Raw genomic sequence first — 15,019 nt, 5'->3', positions numbered from 1 at the left:
GGTTGCGCAGGACGGCGCCGACGGACGAGGCGACGAGCTGGCTGAGGGTGGCGGACAGGAACGCGACCACGATGGCGAGCAGCGCCTGCTGCGCCCCGCCGGTAGAAAGCGAACGTGCTGAACGACGCTGGAAAGAGGGCCGCCGCCGGGACGGCGGCCGCCGCGGTCACCCTCGCCGTCGCCGGGGCCGCCGCCGCACTGGGGAGGCCCGCGGACGCCGCCCCCGCCCCCCGTCCCGAGCCGAGGCCCGCCGGTCTCGCGTGGAAGTCCTGCCCCGCCAAGGATCCGGTGGAGGGCACCCGGCTCAAGGGCCTGCAGTGCGCGTCCGTCCGGGTGCCGCTCGACTACGCGGACCCGGCCGGCAGGCAGATCACCCTGGAGATCAGCCGCGCCCGGCACACCGCGCCGAGGTCCAAGGGCGTGGTGCTGCTCAACCGGGGCGGCCCCGGCGCGCACGGGCGCGACCTGGCCCGGTTCTTCGCCGACTCGCTGCCGAAGGGGGTCGCCGCGTCCTACGACTGGATCGGCTTCGACCCGCGCGGCGTCGGCGCCAGCAGGCCCGAGCTGATCTGCGACCCCGGCTACCAGAGCCCCGGCCGCGCCCGCCCCGACACGGTCCCCGCGAGCGCGGCGGAGGAGGAGGCGTGGAAGGCGCGGGCGCGGCACTACGCCGGCGACTGCGCCCGCCGGTACGGCGCGATCCTTCCTCACATGGGCACCGCCGACGGGGCGCGCGACATGGACGCCGTCCGCGCCGCCCTCGGCCAGCAGAAGATCAGCTACTTCGCGTACTCGTACGGGACGTACCTCGGCGCGGTGTACGCCACGATGTACCCGCAGCGGGTCCGCCGCATGGTGCTCGACAGCGTCGTCCGGCCGAGCGGGGTCTGGTACGGCGACAACCTCGACCAGAACGTCGCCTTCGAGAAGCGCATCCACGCGTACTTCGCCTGGATCGCCCGCCACCACACGACCTACCGGCTCGGCGACTCCGGGCGGAAGGTCGCCGCCGCCTACGCCAGGGTGCGCGCGGCGCTCAAGGCCAAGCCGATCGGCGGGCGGATCGGGCCCTCCGAACTCGACGAGGCGTTCCTCGCCGACGGGTACGGCGACTACAACTGGGCCGGGCACGCGAGGGCGCTGTCGGCCTACGCCGTCCGGCACGACCCGGGGCCGCTGCGCAAGGTGTGGCAGCCGCCGTCACGGCTCGACCAGAACAACTACACGGTCTACAACGCCGTCCAGTGCCGGGACGCGGCCTGGCCGCGCGACTGGGGGCGCTGGCACGCCGACAGCGAGCGCCTCTACCGCCGCGGCTACCGTTTCGAGACCTGGAGCAACACCTGGTACAACGCGCCCTGCGCCTTCTGGGGGGTTCCGGGCGGGCCGCAGCCGCGGGTCGGGGGCGGCTCCGCGCTGCCGCCGATCCTGATGGTGCAGGCCACCGAGGACGCCGCGACCCCGTATCCGGGCGCGCTGGAGATGCACCGCCGGTTCCCGACGTCCAGGCTGCTCGTCCAGGTCGGCGGGCGCAACCACGGCGTCTCGCTCTCCGGCGACAGGTGCGTCGACGGGGCCGTCGCCGCCTACCTCGGCGGCGGGGCGCTGCCCGCGAACCGGCCGGGGCCGGACCGCAAGTGCGCGGCCGGGCCCGAACCCGTCGTGGCCAAGGCGGGCAGGGCGGAGCACGCGGCCGCGCACCGGTGACCACTTCCCGGACGAGGCCGTGACGGAGGCCGTGGAGGTGTGCGGCCCCTGGACGGCATAGGCTTGTCCACGTGGAGCTTTCAGTGGTGAGGGCCGGGGGCCGGTAGCCGTGCGGATGCTGGGCTCGATGCCGGTGCGCGTGCTGGACGACAGGTACCGCGCGGAGGCCCTCGCGATCCTGGACGCCGACCCGGTGTCCAACGTCTTCGTGAGCTCCCGCGTACACGCCGCGGGACTCGATCCGCGCCGCCTCGGCGCCCAGATGTGGGGCTACCTGCGGGACGGCAGGCTCGTCTCGCTGTGCTACTCGGGCGCCAACCTCATCCCGGTCGCGGCCGGGCCGGAGGCCGTCCGGGCGTTCGCCGAGCGGGCCCAGGCGCAGGGACGGCGCTGCTCGTCCATCGTCGGGCCCGTCGGCGCGGTCGGAGAGCTGTGGGAGATCCTCGCGCCGTACTGGGGGCCGCCGCGGGCCGTCCGCGCCGCCCAGCCGGTGATGGCGACCTCCTCCGTCCCCGACGTGCCCGCCGACCCCGGCGTGCGCCGGGTCCGGATGGAGGAGTTCGACATCGTCTACCCGGCCTGCGTGGCGATGTTCACCGAAGAGGTCGGGGTGTCGCCCAACGCCGGTGACGGGGGCGTGCTCTACCGGGCCCGCGTCGCCGAGCTGATCCGCGACGGCCGCGCCTTCGCCCGCATCGAGGACGGCCGCGTCATGTTCAAGGCCGAGATCGGCGCCGTCACCCCGCGCGCCTGCCAGGTGCAGGGCGTGTGGGTGCCTCCCGACCTGCGGGGGCAGGGCCGGTCGGAGACGGGGATGTCCGCGGTGGTGCGGGAGGCGCTGCACGGCGTCGCGCCGACCGTCTCGCTGTACGTCAACGACTACAACACCCGCGCGCGGGCGGCGTACCGCCGGGTCGGATTCACCGAACTGGGCTCTTTTATGTCGGTTCTCTTCTGATTGTCATTGCGTGCCTGATATGACCCGGTACCTGAATCGATCTTCCGGGCCGGGTACCATCCCGCCGTGGAGTTCGCCGGGGCGTTGCGGCAGGCGATCCAGTCGAGCGGGCTGACCCTGGAGCGGATCCGTCACCGGCTCGGCCGGCGCGGGCTCACGGTCAGCGTGGCCACCCTGAGCTACTGGCAGCGGGGCCGCAGCCGGCCGCGCTCGCGCACCGTGGTCGTCGCGCTGGAGGAGATCCTGCAGGTGCCGTCCGGCGCCCTCATCGAGCTGCTGGAGGATCCCGCGCCGAGCGCCGCGCCCGTCCGGGGCACGTCCGCGCGCGGGGGCGTCCCCGGCGGGCCGAACGGGACGGAGCGGGGCCGCGGCGTCCGCGACCTGTGGCCGGACGCCGAGCGCTACGCCTGCCTCGTCGGGCAGCTCGACCGCTCCGGCGACCACCGGCTCGAACGGCTCAGCGTCCACGACGTGTACCGGCTGGACGAGGCGCGCCGGTTCTGGACGCTGTCGGTGCGCACCGTCCTGCGGGCGGCCGGCGACGACATCGACCGCGTGGTCTGCGTCCACCAGACAGGTGACGGCGACCTTCCCGGCGTGGTGGACGGCGACGCGGCCGGGCTCCTGGACGTGCGGTACTGCCGCCCCGGCCGGATCCGCGCCGAGGGCGGGCTGGTCGCGTTCGAGCTGGTCTTCGACAGGGTGCTGGCGACGGGGGACACCGCGGTCATCGAGTACGAGCTGGGCCCGATCGGGCTCCCCGCGCCCGACAGCTACGACCGGCGCTTCTCCCACCCCGTCCACGACTATCTGGCGCTCGTCCGGTTCGACGGCGACCGGCTGCCCGCCCGCTGCTACGGCTTCACGGCCGAGAGTTCCACGTCCCCGCGCCGGCGGCTCGGCGAGTTGTGGATCGGCACCTCGGGAAGCGCGAACCTCGCGGCCGGAACCGTGCGGCGCGGGATCGTGGGCATCGAGTGGGAATGGCATTAACACCGGAAGGCAAGGCCGCCTACGGCGACGCGTCCTACAGCGTTGTCCGCGCCTGGCTCGTCTCCAACGCCGTCAGCGGCGTGATCCGCGGCAACCCGGCCGGACGCCGAACCGCCTGCTCGACAAGCGCGGCCTCTGACCGGCTTCCGGGCCCGTCCCGCGCCGGCTGGCCCGGACCCGCCGCGCCGGGATCCGGTGCCGCGGCACACCCGGATTGGTACCCGATTCGGCGGAGGACGGGCCCGATGGTTGTGACACTTTGCCTGTTGGCATCGGGGCCGGGGAGCCTTACAGTGAGCGCGGAAGTGGCAATTGCGGTAGTCAAGGCCGTTTTGCGGGGGCCGGCCGGAGCCGATCCGGAGGCCGAGCATGCAGAGTGTCGCAGAGGACGATCTTCTCCAGATCCTCCAGTACGGGCCGTTCAACGTCGCCCTGCACGCCGCCATCCAGGCGCGCGGCCTGAGCCTCGACTCCCTGCGGCGCCGCCTGGAGGAGCAGGGCATCGCGGTCAGCCTGTCCACGCTGAGCTACTGGCAGCGCGGCCGGACCCGTCCCGAGCGCGCCGACTCGCTGCGCGCCGTCCGCGGCCTGGAGACCATCCTCGAACTGCCGCGGCACTCCCTGCTGACGCTGCTCAGGCCGACCACCGACCGTCCCGCCGGACCCTGGCTGCCGGTCGAGGAGCTGTGCCCCGAGCCCGGCGTCCGCGACCTCCTTGACGAGATCGGCGACCGCGGCGAGCGGCAGCTCACCGGGCTCAGCCTGCACGACCAGTACCTCATCGGGCGGCGCCGCGAACTGCGCGAGGTCCGCGTCCGCGCGGTGTTCCAGGCCCAGCAGCGCGGCGTGGACCGCTGGATCGCCGTGTACCACCACCCGCAGGGCGTGCTGCCCTCGTCCCGCACCGTGCGCGGCTGCCGGTTCGGCCGCGTCCGGATGGACGAGACGAGCGGCCTCATCGCCGCCGAGCTGCTGTTCGACCGGGCGCTCGGGCGCGGCGAGACCTACCTGCTGGAGTACGGCTTCGGGTTCGAGGAGACCGGTCCGCCCGTGACCGAGGAGGGGCGCGGCTTCCGCACCCCGCAGCACGAGTACCTCATCGAGGTCCGCTTCCATCCGGCGGCGCTGCCCGCCCGCTGCTACCGGACGTGGCGGCCCGACGGGCACACCGCGCTGAAGGACTCCGCCGACCTGCGGTTGTCCAGCTACCAGAGCGTCCACTTCATCGAGTTCGGGATGGCCGCCGGTTTCCACGGCATCCGCTGGGAGTGGACCTGAGCCGCGGCGGACCCGGCCGCTACCGCACGAGCAGGTCGAGAAGGCGGTCGAGCTCGGCCGCCGGATCCCCGGTGAGCCCCGCGTGCACCGGACCCGGCTGCACGATCGTGCTGCGCGGCGCGGTCAGCCACCGGAACCGCGCGCCCGGGGCCTCCCCGGCGGCCTGGCCCGCGCGCTCCCCGCCGCAGCACACCGCGTCGACCGCGGTGAGCGCGGACCGGACGCCCGCGAGGTCGAGCGAGGGGTCCAGGGCGAGCAGGCGCCGCTCGTCCAGGTGCGTGCGGCATCCGAGGTAGTCGAGGGCGCGGCAGTACACGACCACGCCGACGTTCATGGACTCGCCCCGCTCGACGCGCGGGACGACGCGCAGCGCGGCGTACTCGAACACCGTCGGCTCGGCCGCCGTCCTGATGTTGGTCGTCCTGCCGGCGGTCACGAGGCGCCCCCGAGCCAGCCGGGACGGTTCTGGCCGCGCCGCGCGGAGGTGTCCGGACGGTGGGAGCTGACGTCGAGGGCGGGCAGCCACTCGCGCGGCTTCCCGGCGCGCGGCAGCAGGATGTCGAGGTAGGCGTCGCGGAGCGCCCGCGGGCCGGCGAAGCCGGGCTCGCCCTCCAGCCAGTGGTCCGGGACGAGGCCGGCGACCTCGCGCAGCAGCCCCTCGGTGATCTTCGGGGCGAGTTCGGCCTCGGCCTCCTCCAGCCGGGTCGCGTACGGGGTCAGCACGTGGTCGTCCACGTCGTAGGGGCCGGAGAACAGCCGGGCCGCGTTCGGCCACGCGTGGTGGAAGATGAGGCTCGCGCCGTGGTCGATGAGCCACACGTCGCCGTGCCACACGAGCATGTTGGGGTTGCGCCAGCTGCGGTCGACGTTGCCGATGAACGCGTCGAACCACAGCACCCGGGACGCGAAGCCGGGGTCGGGGCTCCAGCCGAGCGGGTCGAAGCCGAGCGACCCGGGCAGGAAGTCGACGCCGAGGTTCCAGCCGGGGCTGGCCTTCAGCAGGTCCTGCACGTCGGGGTCGGGCTCGTGCCGCCCGATCGCCGGGTCCAGGTCGATGAGCACCTGCTCGGGCACCCGGAGGCCGAGCCGGCGCGCCAGCTCACCGGCGATCACCTCGGCGATCAGCGCCTTGCGGCCCTGCCCGGCCCCGTGGAACTTCATGACGTAGGTGCCGAGGTCGTCGGCCTCGACGACGCCCGGGAGCGATCCGCCCTCGCGGAGCGGCGTCACGTAGCGGATGGCGGTCACATGTGGCAACACGTCGCAACGCTATCGGCTGGGGCGGCGGCCGGGATAATCGATCGCATGGGCGTTGAGCTGGTCGACCTGTCGGTGCCGATCGTGACGGGCATGCCGGTCTATCCGGGCGATCCCGAGGTGGAGGCCGTCCCGGCCCTCACGGTCGCGGACGCCGGGGTGAACGTGCTGCGGCTGCACCTGGGGTCGCAGACCGGCACGCACGTCGACGCCCCGTTCCACATCGACGACGCGCTGCCGAGGCTGGACGAGCTGCCGCTGGAGCGCTTCACCGGTCCGGCCGTGGTGATGGACGTCCGGGGCCTCCCGCCTCGCGCGCCGATACCGCCCGGCGCCGTCCCGCCGGGGCTCGCGCCGGGTGACGTCCTGCTCATCGCGACCGGCTGGTCGCGGCACTGGGGGACCGGGGCCTACCTGGCCCACCCCTATCCGGCGCCCGAGACCGCGGAGGCCATCGTCGCCGCGGGCGTGAGGACGGTGGGCATCGACGCGCTCAGCGTGGACCGGACCCCGCCGCCCGGCTCGGACGACTTCTCGCTCGCCGCCCACCGCGTCCTCTGCGGCGCCGGAGCCGTGATCGCCGAGAACCTGACCGGTCTCGGACGTCTCGCCGACGCCCAGGCGGCGGGCTGCGCGATCGAGGTCTCCCTCTTCCCGCTGGCCCTGGCGGGTGCGGACGGCGCCCCCGTCCGCGCGGTCGCGCGCGTCGACGACCGCGCCGTCCTCGTCTGAGGGCCGGGGCGCGGGCCGTCCGGCCATACTGGGCACCGCCGACGGGAGGACGTGGACATGCGGGTGGAAGTGGACATGCGGGTGGAATGGGCGACCGACCAGGGCAGCCCCGAGCGGCCCAACGAGGACTTCGTGGCGGCGGCCGCCGGGGCGGTCGTGGTGCTCGACGGGTGCGGGCTGCCGCTCGGCACCGACCTCGGCTGCGTGCACGGGACCGCCTGGTACTCCCGCTCGCTCGGAACCCGGCTGCTGGCCCGGATGTTGGACGGGCTCGGCCCGCAGGCCGGCCCGCCGGTGGGGCCGCCCGGGGGCGCGCACCGGCCGGGGGCCCGGCCGCTGGTCGCGCGGCTCGCCGGGGCGATCGCGGACGTGGCGGCCGCGCACCGGGCGACCTGCGACCTGCGGGTTCCGACGACGCCGGCGGCGACCGTGCTCGCCCTGCGGCTGCGGGGCGACCTGGTCGACTACCTGGTGCTGGCCGACTCGACCGTCCTGCTCGACGGCCGCGACGGCCTGCGGGAGATCACCGGCGGGCGGTACTACGCCGCCGCGGACCCGGCCGTGGCCGACGCCGCGATCACCGGCACGGTGCCGGCCGCCGACCTGCGGCGCGCGTTCCTGCTGACCGACGGCGCGACGCGGCTCGCCGACCTGTTCGGCGTCACCGACTGGGCCGGGCTGGCGGCGCTGGCCGTGGACCCGGGGCCCGCGGGGCTGATCGAGCGGACGCGGGAGGCCGAGCGCACCGACCCGGGAGCCGTCCGGTGGCCGCGCCACAAGGTCCACGACGACGCGACCGCGGCCGTCTGCGAGCTCGGCTGACCCGGCCGGAAGCAATCGCTTGGTCGTGTCGTAGGGTGCGGGGAGCCGTGGGAAAGGACGTGCCATGCGCCTCGGCATCACGATGTTCGCGACCGACCTGACCATGGCGCCGCACGAGCTGGCCCGGGAGGCGGAGGCGCGCGGGTTCGCCTCGCTCTACCTCCCCGAGCACACCCATATCCCCGTGTCCCGCGCCACCCCGGCGCCGACGGGCGCCGCGACCCTGCCCGAGGAGTACTCCCGCACGCTCGACCCGCTGGTGTCGCTCGCCGCGGCGGCCGTGACGACCGAGCGGATCGTCCTCGGCACCGGCGTCCTGCTGCCCGCCCAGCGCGAGCCGATCGTCACCGCCAAGGCCGTCGCCACCCTCGACCGGCTGGCGCCCGGCCGGATCGCGCTCGGCGTCGGCTACGGGTGGAACGCCGAGGAGGGCGCCGACCACGGCGTCCCGTGGAAGCGGCGGCGCGCGGTGGCGCGCGAGCACGTCCTCGCCATGCGCGCCCTCTGGACGGACGAGGAGGCGTCCTTCGAGGGGGAGTTCGTCGGATTCGCGCCGAGCCGGGCGTGGCCGAAGCCGTCCCGCCGCGTCCCCGTGCTGCTCGGCGGCGCCCCCGGCCCGACGCTGTTCGCGCACATCGCCGAGTACGGGGACGGGTGGATGCCGATCGGCGGCGCGGGCGTCCGGGAGGCCCTGCCCGCCCTGCGCCGCGCCTGCGAGGACGCGGGGCGCGATCCGGTGCCCGTGATCCCCTTCGGGACGCTGCCCACCCCCGGCAAGCTCGACCACTACGCCTCGCTCGGGATCGAGGAGGTCGTGCTGCGCGTGCCCGCGGGCGACCGCGACGCCGTCCTGCCGGTGCTGGACGGCTACGCCCGCTCCCACCTGTGAGCCGGCGGACCGCCGTCCATCAGCGGATCATGCGATAGCAGAAGAAGGTCGGGAACCGGTAGTACTGGCCCTTGCCGGCCTTCACCGCGCCGAGGATGAGGAACACCCACCCGCCGATCAGCAGCTCCAGGTAGGGGAGGAGGAACAGGGCGAGGAACGCGGGCGCGTCCAGCAGGATGGCCGGCGGGACGCAGACCGCCGCCACGGCCACGAGGTGGATCAGCATGGTGAGCTGGTAGTTCATCGACTGCGCCGCGTGGAAGCGGGTGAACGGCGAGGTGTTCTTCTTCACCAGGTAGATGACCAGCGGCGGCAGGAAGCCGATCAGGATGTTCCCGACGTAGGCGAAGATCGCCCAGGTCGTCTCCTCGCCGGGGTTCTGCACGCCCGGACCGTACGGAACGCCGGGAGGGCCGTAGCCGTAGCGCGGGTCGTACGGACCGGCCGACGGCGGGCCGTGAGGCGGGCCCGGCGGCTGCCCCGGTGGCTGGCCGTAGGCGCCGTGGTACGGCGGTGGCTGGCTGGGCGGTGGCTGGTCGTGGGGCGGCTGGTCGTGCGGCGGCTGGTCGGAAGGTGGCGGGGGCTGGTCCGTCACGTGTCGTCCTCTTGTCCTCTTCGGGCGTCCCTCGGGGGATACCGCAGGAATCTATAGGACCCGGGCTCCCCGGCGGGGCGACCGCTGAGCGGGACCCGCGTCCGGACCGCTCTCCGACATATTTTAGAATTTCGTTCGGCCAATGGGGCGATGGGGGGCATGCCCCGCGAGGAGGCTGGAGTGAGCGCGATCCCGATGGAGCGGCCGATGCTGAAGGACGACGAGGCCGCGGCGCTGACGGGCCTGGCCGCCCGCGTGCGCGAGCTGGCCGAGGCCACCGTCCTCACCGGCGCCGACGCGGCCGAGGCCGCCGCGGTGGCGGACGAGATCGCGGCGCTGACCGCCCGGCTCACCGCCGAGCGCCGCGGCGCCCCGCCGTTCGTCACGCCCGGCGAGCGCCGCATGGACCGCCAGATCGCCAACCCCGTCACCGGGCCGCTCAACCCCTTCGCGCCGCCCATCAGCCTGGAGGTGACCTCGGACGGCGTCGTCCGGGGCGAGTTCACGCTCGGCGCCGTCTACGAGGGCCCGCCCTCGTACGTGCACGGCGGCGTCTCCGCGATGGTCCTCGACCAGGCGCTCGGCATGGCGGCGGCCGCCACCGGCACGCCCGGCATGACCGCCACCCTGGAGACGCGCTACCGGCGCCCCACCCCGCTCGGCGTCCCGCTCCAGGTGGAGGCGAAGGCGAGCCGCGTGGAGGGGCGCAAGGTCCACGCGTCCGGGACGATCAGCGCACCGGACGGGCTGGTCACGGTCGAGGCGACCGGGATGTTCATCATGCCGCAGCGGTTCGTCACGTCGGAGTACTGACCGCCGCGCGCTCCTCCACAGGGGCGGGCAGCAGCGCGAGCGCGCCCAGCGTCAGCACCGAGGCCACGATCATGCTGATCGAGATCGCCTGCCAGCCGTAGTCGTGCAGCAGCCACGTCGCGAGCAGCGGCGCGGGGCCGCCCGCGAACACCGAGGCGAGCTGGTACCCGATGCCCGCCCCGCCGTAGCGCAGCCGCGTCGGGAACGTCGAGGCGATCAGCGACGCCTGCGGCCCGTACTGCACGGCGTGCGGGATCTGCGCCACCACCACCGCGACGACGACCAGCGCCGCGACCTCGGTGTTGAGGAGCGCGAAGTACGGGAACGCGAACAGCGCCACGCAGATCGAGCCGGCCGCGTACACCCGCCGCGGTCCGATGCGGTCGCCGAGGTGCCCGGCGGCCGGGATCGTGACGAGCTCCAGCGCGGCCGCCGCCGTCACCGCGCTCAGCGCGAGCCCCTGCGCCATGCCGAGGTGCTTGTGCACGTAGGTGAGCGCGAACGAGGTGAACAGGTAGAACGGCATCTGCTCCGAGCAGCGCAGCAGCGCGCTCAGGAGGATCTCCCGGGGGTGCCGCTTGACGACCTCGACGACCGGGACCCGGGCGACCTCGTCGCGCTTGACGACCTCGGCGAACAGCGGCGTCTCCATCACCCGGATCCGCACCCACAGCCCGATCCCGACGAGGACCAGGCTGAACAGGAACGGGACGCGCCACGCCCAGTTCCGGAACGCCTCGTCCGCCGACAGCGCGATGGCGGTCATCATGCCGGTGCCGAGGATGAGCCCGATCGGGACGCCGAGCTGTGGCAGGCTCGCCATCAGCCCCCGCCGCTTCTGGTCGCCCCATTCCATCGACAGCAGCACCGAGCCGCTCCACTCGCCGCCGACGGCGACGCCCTGCAGGATCCGCAGCGCCACGAGCAGCACGGGCGCGGCCCAGCCGATGGTCTCGGTGCCCGGCAGCACGCCGATCAGCGCGCTCGACACGCCCATCAGCACCAGCGTGACGATCAGCGTCGCCTTCCGGCCGAGCCGGTCGCCCCAGTGCCCGAAGATCGCCGCGCCCACCGGGCGGGCCGCGAAGCCCACCGCGTACGTCGCGAACGCCGACAGCGTGCCCGCGTAGTCGCTCGACTCGGGGAAGAAGACGTCCTTGAAGACGATCGCCGCGGCGGTGTTGTAGAGGAAGAAGTCGTACCACTCGATGGAGGTGCCGATCACGCTCGCCGCGGCGGCCTTGCGGACCTGCGCGCGGCGCTCCTCGGCGTCCGCCGCGCCGGCGCGCCCGGCCTCTCCGGGATCCAGAACCATGGGAGCCGTTGACCTTTCCGACCGCCCCCGCCGGTCCCAGCGATTTGACCCACTGTTTCCCGCTGGGTTCGCCGCCGAAACCGTGGCGGCGCGAAACGGTCGACAATCGGGTGGTTGCCCGCTCAGTACTCGTAGACCTTGACCGTCGGGGCGTGCTCGTACCAGGACGCGATGACCGACGAGGTGCGCTTGTCGGAGAGGAAGTCGACCCGCAGCCAGCCCTCGGTCTGCGTCACGCGCGTCTCGTAGCCGGGGTTCGGCGTGGCCGACACCAGCCGCACCCGGTCCTTCTCGATCGACATCGCGGCGCTCCCGCCGCGCGTCGCGTAGCTGCGCACGTGGTCGGTCGGCTTGGCGGACGAGCCGCCGCCGCTGGGCTTGACGGGCGGCGCCTTCGGGGTCCTGGACGGCGCGGGCCCCTCGTCCTGGCCGGTCGGCGGGCTCGACCGGGCGGTGGGCGACCCGGCGGCGGTCGGCCCCGGCGGCGGGGACGGGCTGGAATGGATCACCGGCCCGGCGATCGGCGGCGGCGCCGACCGGTCCGACACCGCGCTGCGCACGACGCCGCGCACGCCGAGCCAGGAGAGCGCCACCGCGAGCGCGGTCACCCCGGCCCACGGGGCAACATACGACATCGCGCGACGCATGGGCACATGGTGGCATACGGTTCCGCCATGGCGAGTGTGTTGGTGGTCGAGGACGACGCGAACGTCCGGACCGCCTTGATCAGGGAGCTGAGCGCCCGGTCGCACGTCGTGCGCAGCGTCGGGACCGCGATGGACGCGCTGCGCGAGGTCACGCAGTCCCCGCCCGACGTCGTGGTGCTCGACCTCGGGCTGCCCGACCTCGACGGTGCGGAGGTGCTGAAGATGCTGCGCGGCATCTCCGACGTGCCCGTCATCATCGCGACCGCGCGCGACGACGAGCCCGAGATCGTCCGGCTGCTGAACGCGGGCGCCGACGACTACCTCATCAAGCCGTTCTCCATCGAGCACCTCAGCGCCCGGCTCGCCGCGGTGCTGCGCAGGTCGGCGCGGTCCGGGCCCACCGCGGAGCTCAGCGTGGGCGGCCTGCACATCGACCTCGACCGCCGGGAGGCGCGGCTGGACGGCAAGCCGCTGGAGCTGACCCGCCGCGAGTTCGACCTGCTGGCCTACCTCGCCGCGCGCCCCGGCCGGGTCGTCGCGCGGCGCGAGCTTCTCGCCGAGGTGTGGCGGCAGGCCTACGGAGACGACCAGACCATCGACGTCCACCTGTCCTGGCTGCGCCGCAAGCTCGGCGAGACCGCCGCCGCCCCCCGCTACCTGCACACGGTCCGGGGCGTGGGGGTCCGCCTGGCCGACCCGCGCGCATGAGGCGGACGCTCGTCCTGGTGTCGCTCGCCGTCACCTCGATGGTCGCGCTGGCGTTCCTGATCCCGCTCGCCCTCACCGTCCGGGAGATCGCCCGCGACCGCGCGCTGACCACCGCGGAGCGGCAGGCCAGCGCCCTCGGCCCCGTCCTCGTCGTCACCGAGGACCCGGCCGCCCTCGAACGCGCCGTCGCGAGCACCCAGGCGGGCGCCGCCGGGCGGATGACCGTCCACATGCCGGACGGCGGCCTCGTCCCGAAGAACCCCCGCGAGGACGAGGGCGCCCGTCCCGAGCAGCTCACCGAGGCCGGGCGGCGCGGCCGCTCCTACACCGCCCGCGTCGACGGCGGGTACGCGCTCCTCCAGCCGGTGTCGCTGGACGCGGGCCGCACCGCCGTCGTCGAGGTGTTCCTGCCCGACGAGGACCTGTCGCGCGGCGTGTGGAAGGCGTGGCTCGTCATGACCACGGTCGCCGCCGCGCTCGTCGCCGGGTCCGTCGCCGTCGCCGACCGGCTGGGCGCCCGCATGATCCGCTCCACCCGCCGCCTGGCCGAGGCCGCGGGCGCGTTCGGCGACGGCGAGCTGTCGGTGCGGATCGAGCCCGACGGGCCGCCCGAGCTGGTCGAGGCGGGGCTGGCGTTCAACGCGATGGCCGACCACGTCGTCCAGCTGCTGTCGGCCGAGCGGGAGATGGCGGCCGACCTGTCGCACCGGCTCCGCACCCCCCTCGCCGCGCTCCGGCTCAACGTGGAGTCGCTCGGGAACGGGCACGTCGCCGAGCAGACCCGCGAGGCCGTCGACCGGCTCGAACGCGAGGTCGACCAGATCATCCGGACCGTCCGGCGGCCCACCGGCCGGGGCAGCTGCGACGCCTCCAAGGTCCTGCGCGACCGGGTCGCGTTCTGGTCCGTCCTCGCCGAGGACGAGGGGCGCTCCTGCGAGCTGATCGGCGCCGAGGGCCCCGCGCCGCTGCCGGTCCCGGGCACCGAGCTGGCCGCCGCCGTGGACGCGCTGCTCGGCAACATCTTCCGGCACACGGCCGAGGGCACCGGCTTCGTCGTCACCCTCCACCAGGGGCAGGGCGTCACCGGCATCCTCGTCGCCGACGGCGGCCCCGGCATCGCCGACCCGGACGCGGCGCTGAAGCGGGGCAGCAGCGGCGGCGGCTCCACCGGCCTCGGCCTGGACATCGCCCGCCGCGCCGCCGAGGCGACCGGCGGCTACCTGCGCATCCACCGCAGCGTCCTCGGCGGGGCCCAGGTGCAGATGTGGTTCCGCACGAAGTGGCTGCCCCCGGCCCGCCGCTCCCGCCGCCTCGTCCGCCGCCGCCACTCCCGCACCAAACGCCCGGCCTAGCGGGCTAGTCGTCCTCGCGGACGTGGTCGCCGGTCGCGCCGTCGAGCATTTCGCGGACGATGTCCATGTGCCCGGCGTGCCGCGCCGTCTCCTCGACCATGTGGATCAGCACCCATCGCAGGGTCACGGTCGCGCCGTGCCACGCGGTGCCCCGGTCTTCGAGGGCCACCTCCTCGATGACCTTGTCGGACGCGGCGCGCGCCCGCCCGTAGAAGGCGACGACGCTCTCGATGGTCTCGCCGGGCTCGATCCTGAGGTCGGCCTCCGGGTCGTCGTCCCGGAACGGGAGCGGCTCGGTCTCCCGTCCGAACGTCTCGCAGAACCAGTTGTACTCGACGGCGCCCAGGTGCTTGGTAAGGCCGAGCAGGCTCGTCCCGGACGGCGTCATCGGACGCCGCGCCTGCTCCTCGTCCAGGCCGTTCAACTTCCACAGGACCACGTCTCGATGCCTGTCGAGAGCGGCCTTCAGGCTTTCCTTCTCACCACCGGTGTACGGCACATCTTCCATGCGGGGACGCTACCAGCGCGCCGGGACCGGGCCGGCGTCCGTGGACGCCGGCCCGGAAGGGGCGCTCAGCAGTTGGAGTACTTGACGTACCACTTGCCGCGGACGGCCCCGTCGTCGGCGCCGAGCATGTAGTCGGCGATCCACTGGGTGGAGTTGAGCCGGACCCACAGGTACCCGTCCCTGCGCTGGATGGAGTCCCAGTCGGTCCGCACCTTGGACCCCTTCGCCAGGACTCCGACCTTCGCGTAGCCGAGGCCCGGCCCGGTCCGGACGTTGAGCCCGTCCGCCGGGAGGACGACCCCGTCGCAGAGGCGAACGCGCTGCTCGTCCCGGATGAGGAGCCGGTGCATCGCCGCGGCGGCGCCCTCCGGCCCGACCTCGATAGCTCACCAAGATCATCAGTGGCTTCCAGCGGCCGGACTCCAGACGCATCCTCATCGACGGA

The 15,019-nt window shown here is 74.2% G+C and carries 17 protein-coding genes; 10 read left to right on the top strand and 7 right to left on the bottom strand.

The genetic code is table 11. The annotated features are described in order from the left end of the window. The first annotated feature begins 114 nt into the window (after window positions 1–114). From AB0C69_RS22340 to AB0C69_RS22325, 4 genes are all read left to right on the top strand, one after another. Window positions 115–1,707 carry an alpha/beta hydrolase gene (locus AB0C69_RS22340; protein ID WP_360356439.1) on the top strand — a complete coding sequence of 531 codons (1,593 nt, stop codon included), beginning with the start codon at window positions 115–117 and terminating at the stop codon, window positions 1,705–1,707. A gap of 115 nt (window positions 1,708–1,822) precedes the next feature. Continuing rightward, window positions 1,823–2,665: a GNAT family N-acetyltransferase gene (locus tag AB0C69_RS22335; RefSeq protein ID WP_345175215.1), complete on the top strand. Its 843-nt coding sequence runs from the start codon at window positions 1,823–1,825 to the stop codon at window positions 2,663–2,665. 66 nt (window positions 2,666–2,731) lie between these two features. After that, window positions 2,732–3,658, top strand: coding sequence for a hypothetical protein (locus AB0C69_RS22330; RefSeq protein WP_360356436.1), 927 nt, complete (start codon window positions 2,732–2,734; stop codon window positions 3,656–3,658). Window positions 3,659–4,027: 369 nt separating this feature from the next. Then, on the top strand, window positions 4,028–4,936 hold the full coding sequence (locus AB0C69_RS22325) for a hypothetical protein (protein WP_345175110.1): 909 nt from the start codon (window positions 4,028–4,030) through the stop codon (window positions 4,934–4,936). A gap of 19 nt (window positions 4,937–4,955) precedes the next feature. Here the strand turns inward: AB0C69_RS22325 and AB0C69_RS22320 are convergent, their stop codons facing one another. Continuing rightward, the gene (locus AB0C69_RS22320; protein WP_345175112.1) at window positions 4,956–5,372 is read right to left on the bottom strand and encodes a DUF3037 domain-containing protein; all 417 of its coding nucleotides are present in this window, start codon (window positions 5,370–5,372) and stop codon (window positions 4,956–4,958) included. Continuing rightward, a complete protein-coding gene (locus AB0C69_RS22315) occupies window positions 5,369–6,196 on the bottom strand; it encodes a HipA family kinase (protein WP_345175115.1) in 828 nt (275 codons plus the stop codon). Before AB0C69_RS22315 ends, AB0C69_RS22320 begins: the two co-directional genes overlap by 4 nt. Before the next feature lie 45 nt (window positions 6,197–6,241). Here AB0C69_RS22315 and AB0C69_RS22310 point away from each other — a divergent pair, with 45 nt between their 5' ends. The 3 genes from AB0C69_RS22310 (at window position 6,242) to AB0C69_RS22300 (ending at window position 8,636) form a co-directional block, all read left to right on the top strand. Beyond that, window positions 6,242–6,925, top strand: coding sequence for a cyclase family protein (locus tag AB0C69_RS22310; RefSeq protein ID WP_345175117.1), 684 nt, complete (start codon window positions 6,242–6,244; stop codon window positions 6,923–6,925). 57 nt (window positions 6,926–6,982) lie between these two features. Further along, window positions 6,983–7,747: a hypothetical protein gene (locus tag AB0C69_RS22305; protein ID WP_360356431.1), complete on the top strand. Its 765-nt coding sequence runs from the start codon at window positions 6,983–6,985 to the stop codon at window positions 7,745–7,747. 64 nt (window positions 7,748–7,811) lie between these two features. Beyond that, window positions 7,812–8,636 (top strand): LLM class F420-dependent oxidoreductase, encoded by an 825-nt coding sequence (locus AB0C69_RS22300; protein ID WP_345175119.1) that lies wholly within the window; start codon window positions 7,812–7,814, stop codon window positions 8,634–8,636. A gap of 19 nt (window positions 8,637–8,655) precedes the next feature. Here the strand turns inward: AB0C69_RS22300 and AB0C69_RS22295 are convergent, their stop codons facing one another. Next, complete coding sequence (locus AB0C69_RS22295) at window positions 8,656–9,231, bottom strand: DUF4870 domain-containing protein (protein ID WP_360356428.1); 576 nt, start codon at window positions 9,229–9,231, stop codon at window positions 8,656–8,658. 180 nt (window positions 9,232–9,411) lie between these two features. Here AB0C69_RS22295 and AB0C69_RS22290 point away from each other — a divergent pair, with 180 nt between their 5' ends. Beyond that, window positions 9,412–10,044, top strand: coding sequence for a PaaI family thioesterase (locus tag AB0C69_RS22290; RefSeq protein WP_360356425.1), 633 nt, complete (start codon window positions 9,412–9,414; stop codon window positions 10,042–10,044). On the opposite strand, the gene AB0C69_RS22285 is transcribed toward AB0C69_RS22290, so the two are convergent. Together AB0C69_RS22285 and AB0C69_RS22280 are read right to left on the bottom strand one after the other, a co-directional pair. Then, window positions 10,028–11,359 carry an MFS transporter gene (locus AB0C69_RS22285; protein WP_360356422.1) on the bottom strand — a complete coding sequence of 444 codons (1,332 nt, stop codon included), beginning with the start codon at window positions 11,357–11,359 and terminating at the stop codon, window positions 10,028–10,030. The two genes, AB0C69_RS22290 and AB0C69_RS22285, sit on opposite strands and share 17 nt — an antisense overlap. 122 nt (window positions 11,360–11,481) lie before the next feature. Further along, a complete protein-coding gene (locus tag AB0C69_RS22280; protein WP_360356420.1) occupies window positions 11,482–11,994 on the bottom strand; it encodes a hypothetical protein in 513 nt (170 codons plus the stop codon). Window positions 11,995–12,033: 39 nt separating this feature from the next. On the opposite strand from AB0C69_RS22280, the gene AB0C69_RS22275 reads away from it, so the two are divergent. Next, the gene (locus AB0C69_RS22275; protein WP_345175127.1) at window positions 12,034–12,714 is read left to right on the top strand and encodes a response regulator transcription factor; all 681 of its coding nucleotides are present in this window, start codon (window positions 12,034–12,036) and stop codon (window positions 12,712–12,714) included. Then, complete coding sequence (locus tag AB0C69_RS22270; RefSeq protein WP_345175128.1) at window positions 12,711–14,066, top strand: HAMP domain-containing sensor histidine kinase; 1,356 nt, start codon at window positions 12,711–12,713, stop codon at window positions 14,064–14,066. The genes AB0C69_RS22275 and AB0C69_RS22270 overlap by 4 nt, the downstream gene beginning before the upstream one ends. Before the next feature lie 4 nt (window positions 14,067–14,070). Here the strand turns inward: AB0C69_RS22270 and AB0C69_RS22265 are convergent, their stop codons facing one another. After that, entirely contained in the window at window positions 14,071–14,574 is a 504-nt protein-coding gene (locus tag AB0C69_RS22265; RefSeq protein ID WP_360356416.1) for a DinB family protein, read from the bottom strand. 65 nt (window positions 14,575–14,639) lie between these two features. Continuing rightward, window positions 14,640–14,924 carry an SH3 domain-containing protein gene (locus AB0C69_RS22260; protein ID WP_360356413.1) on the bottom strand — a complete coding sequence of 95 codons (285 nt, stop codon included), beginning with the start codon at window positions 14,922–14,924 and terminating at the stop codon, window positions 14,640–14,642. Window positions 14,925–15,019 lie beyond the last annotated feature (95 nt).

Origin of the sequence: Actinomadura sp. NPDC048032 (assembly GCF_040653175.1) — a bacterium.
Classification (GTDB): domain Bacteria; phylum Actinomycetota; class Actinomycetes; order Streptosporangiales; family Streptosporangiaceae; genus Spirillospora; species Spirillospora verrucosospora.
Note: the sequence above shows the minus strand (reverse complement) of the source record. Positions and strands in the feature narration are given on the sequence as shown.

Excerpts from the sequence above, each read along its gene's own strand:
- AB0C69_RS22260 (WP_360356413.1), bottom strand. The coding sequence starts at position 14,924 with ATGCACCGGCTCCTCATCCGGGACGAGCAGCGCGTTCGCCTCTGCGAC.
- AB0C69_RS22280 (WP_360356420.1), bottom strand. The coding sequence starts at position 11,994 with ATGTCGTATGTTGCCCCGTGGGCCGGGGTGACCGCGCTCGCGGTGGCG.
- AB0C69_RS22265 (WP_360356416.1), bottom strand. The coding sequence starts at position 14,574 with ATGGAAGATGTGCCGTACACCGGTGGTGAGAAGGAAAGCCTGAAGGCC.
- AB0C69_RS22310 (WP_345175117.1), top strand. The coding sequence starts at position 6,242 with ATGGGCGTTGAGCTGGTCGACCTGTCGGTGCCGATCGTGACGGGCATG.
- AB0C69_RS22270 (WP_345175128.1), top strand. The coding sequence starts at position 12,711 with ATGAGGCGGACGCTCGTCCTGGTGTCGCTCGCCGTCACCTCGATGGTC.
- AB0C69_RS22305 (WP_360356431.1), top strand. The coding sequence starts at position 6,983 with ATGCGGGTGGAAGTGGACATGCGGGTGGAATGGGCGACCGACCAGGGC.
- AB0C69_RS22285 (WP_360356422.1), bottom strand. The coding sequence starts at position 11,359 with ATGGTTCTGGATCCCGGAGAGGCCGGGCGCGCCGGCGCGGCGGACGCC.
- AB0C69_RS22335 (WP_345175215.1), top strand. The coding sequence starts at position 1,823 with ATGCTGGGCTCGATGCCGGTGCGCGTGCTGGACGACAGGTACCGCGCG.
- AB0C69_RS22275 (WP_345175127.1), top strand. The coding sequence starts at position 12,034 with ATGGCGAGTGTGTTGGTGGTCGAGGACGACGCGAACGTCCGGACCGCC.
- AB0C69_RS22325 (WP_345175110.1), top strand. The coding sequence starts at position 4,028 with ATGCAGAGTGTCGCAGAGGACGATCTTCTCCAGATCCTCCAGTACGGG.
- AB0C69_RS22300 (WP_345175119.1), top strand. The coding sequence starts at position 7,812 with ATGCGCCTCGGCATCACGATGTTCGCGACCGACCTGACCATGGCGCCG.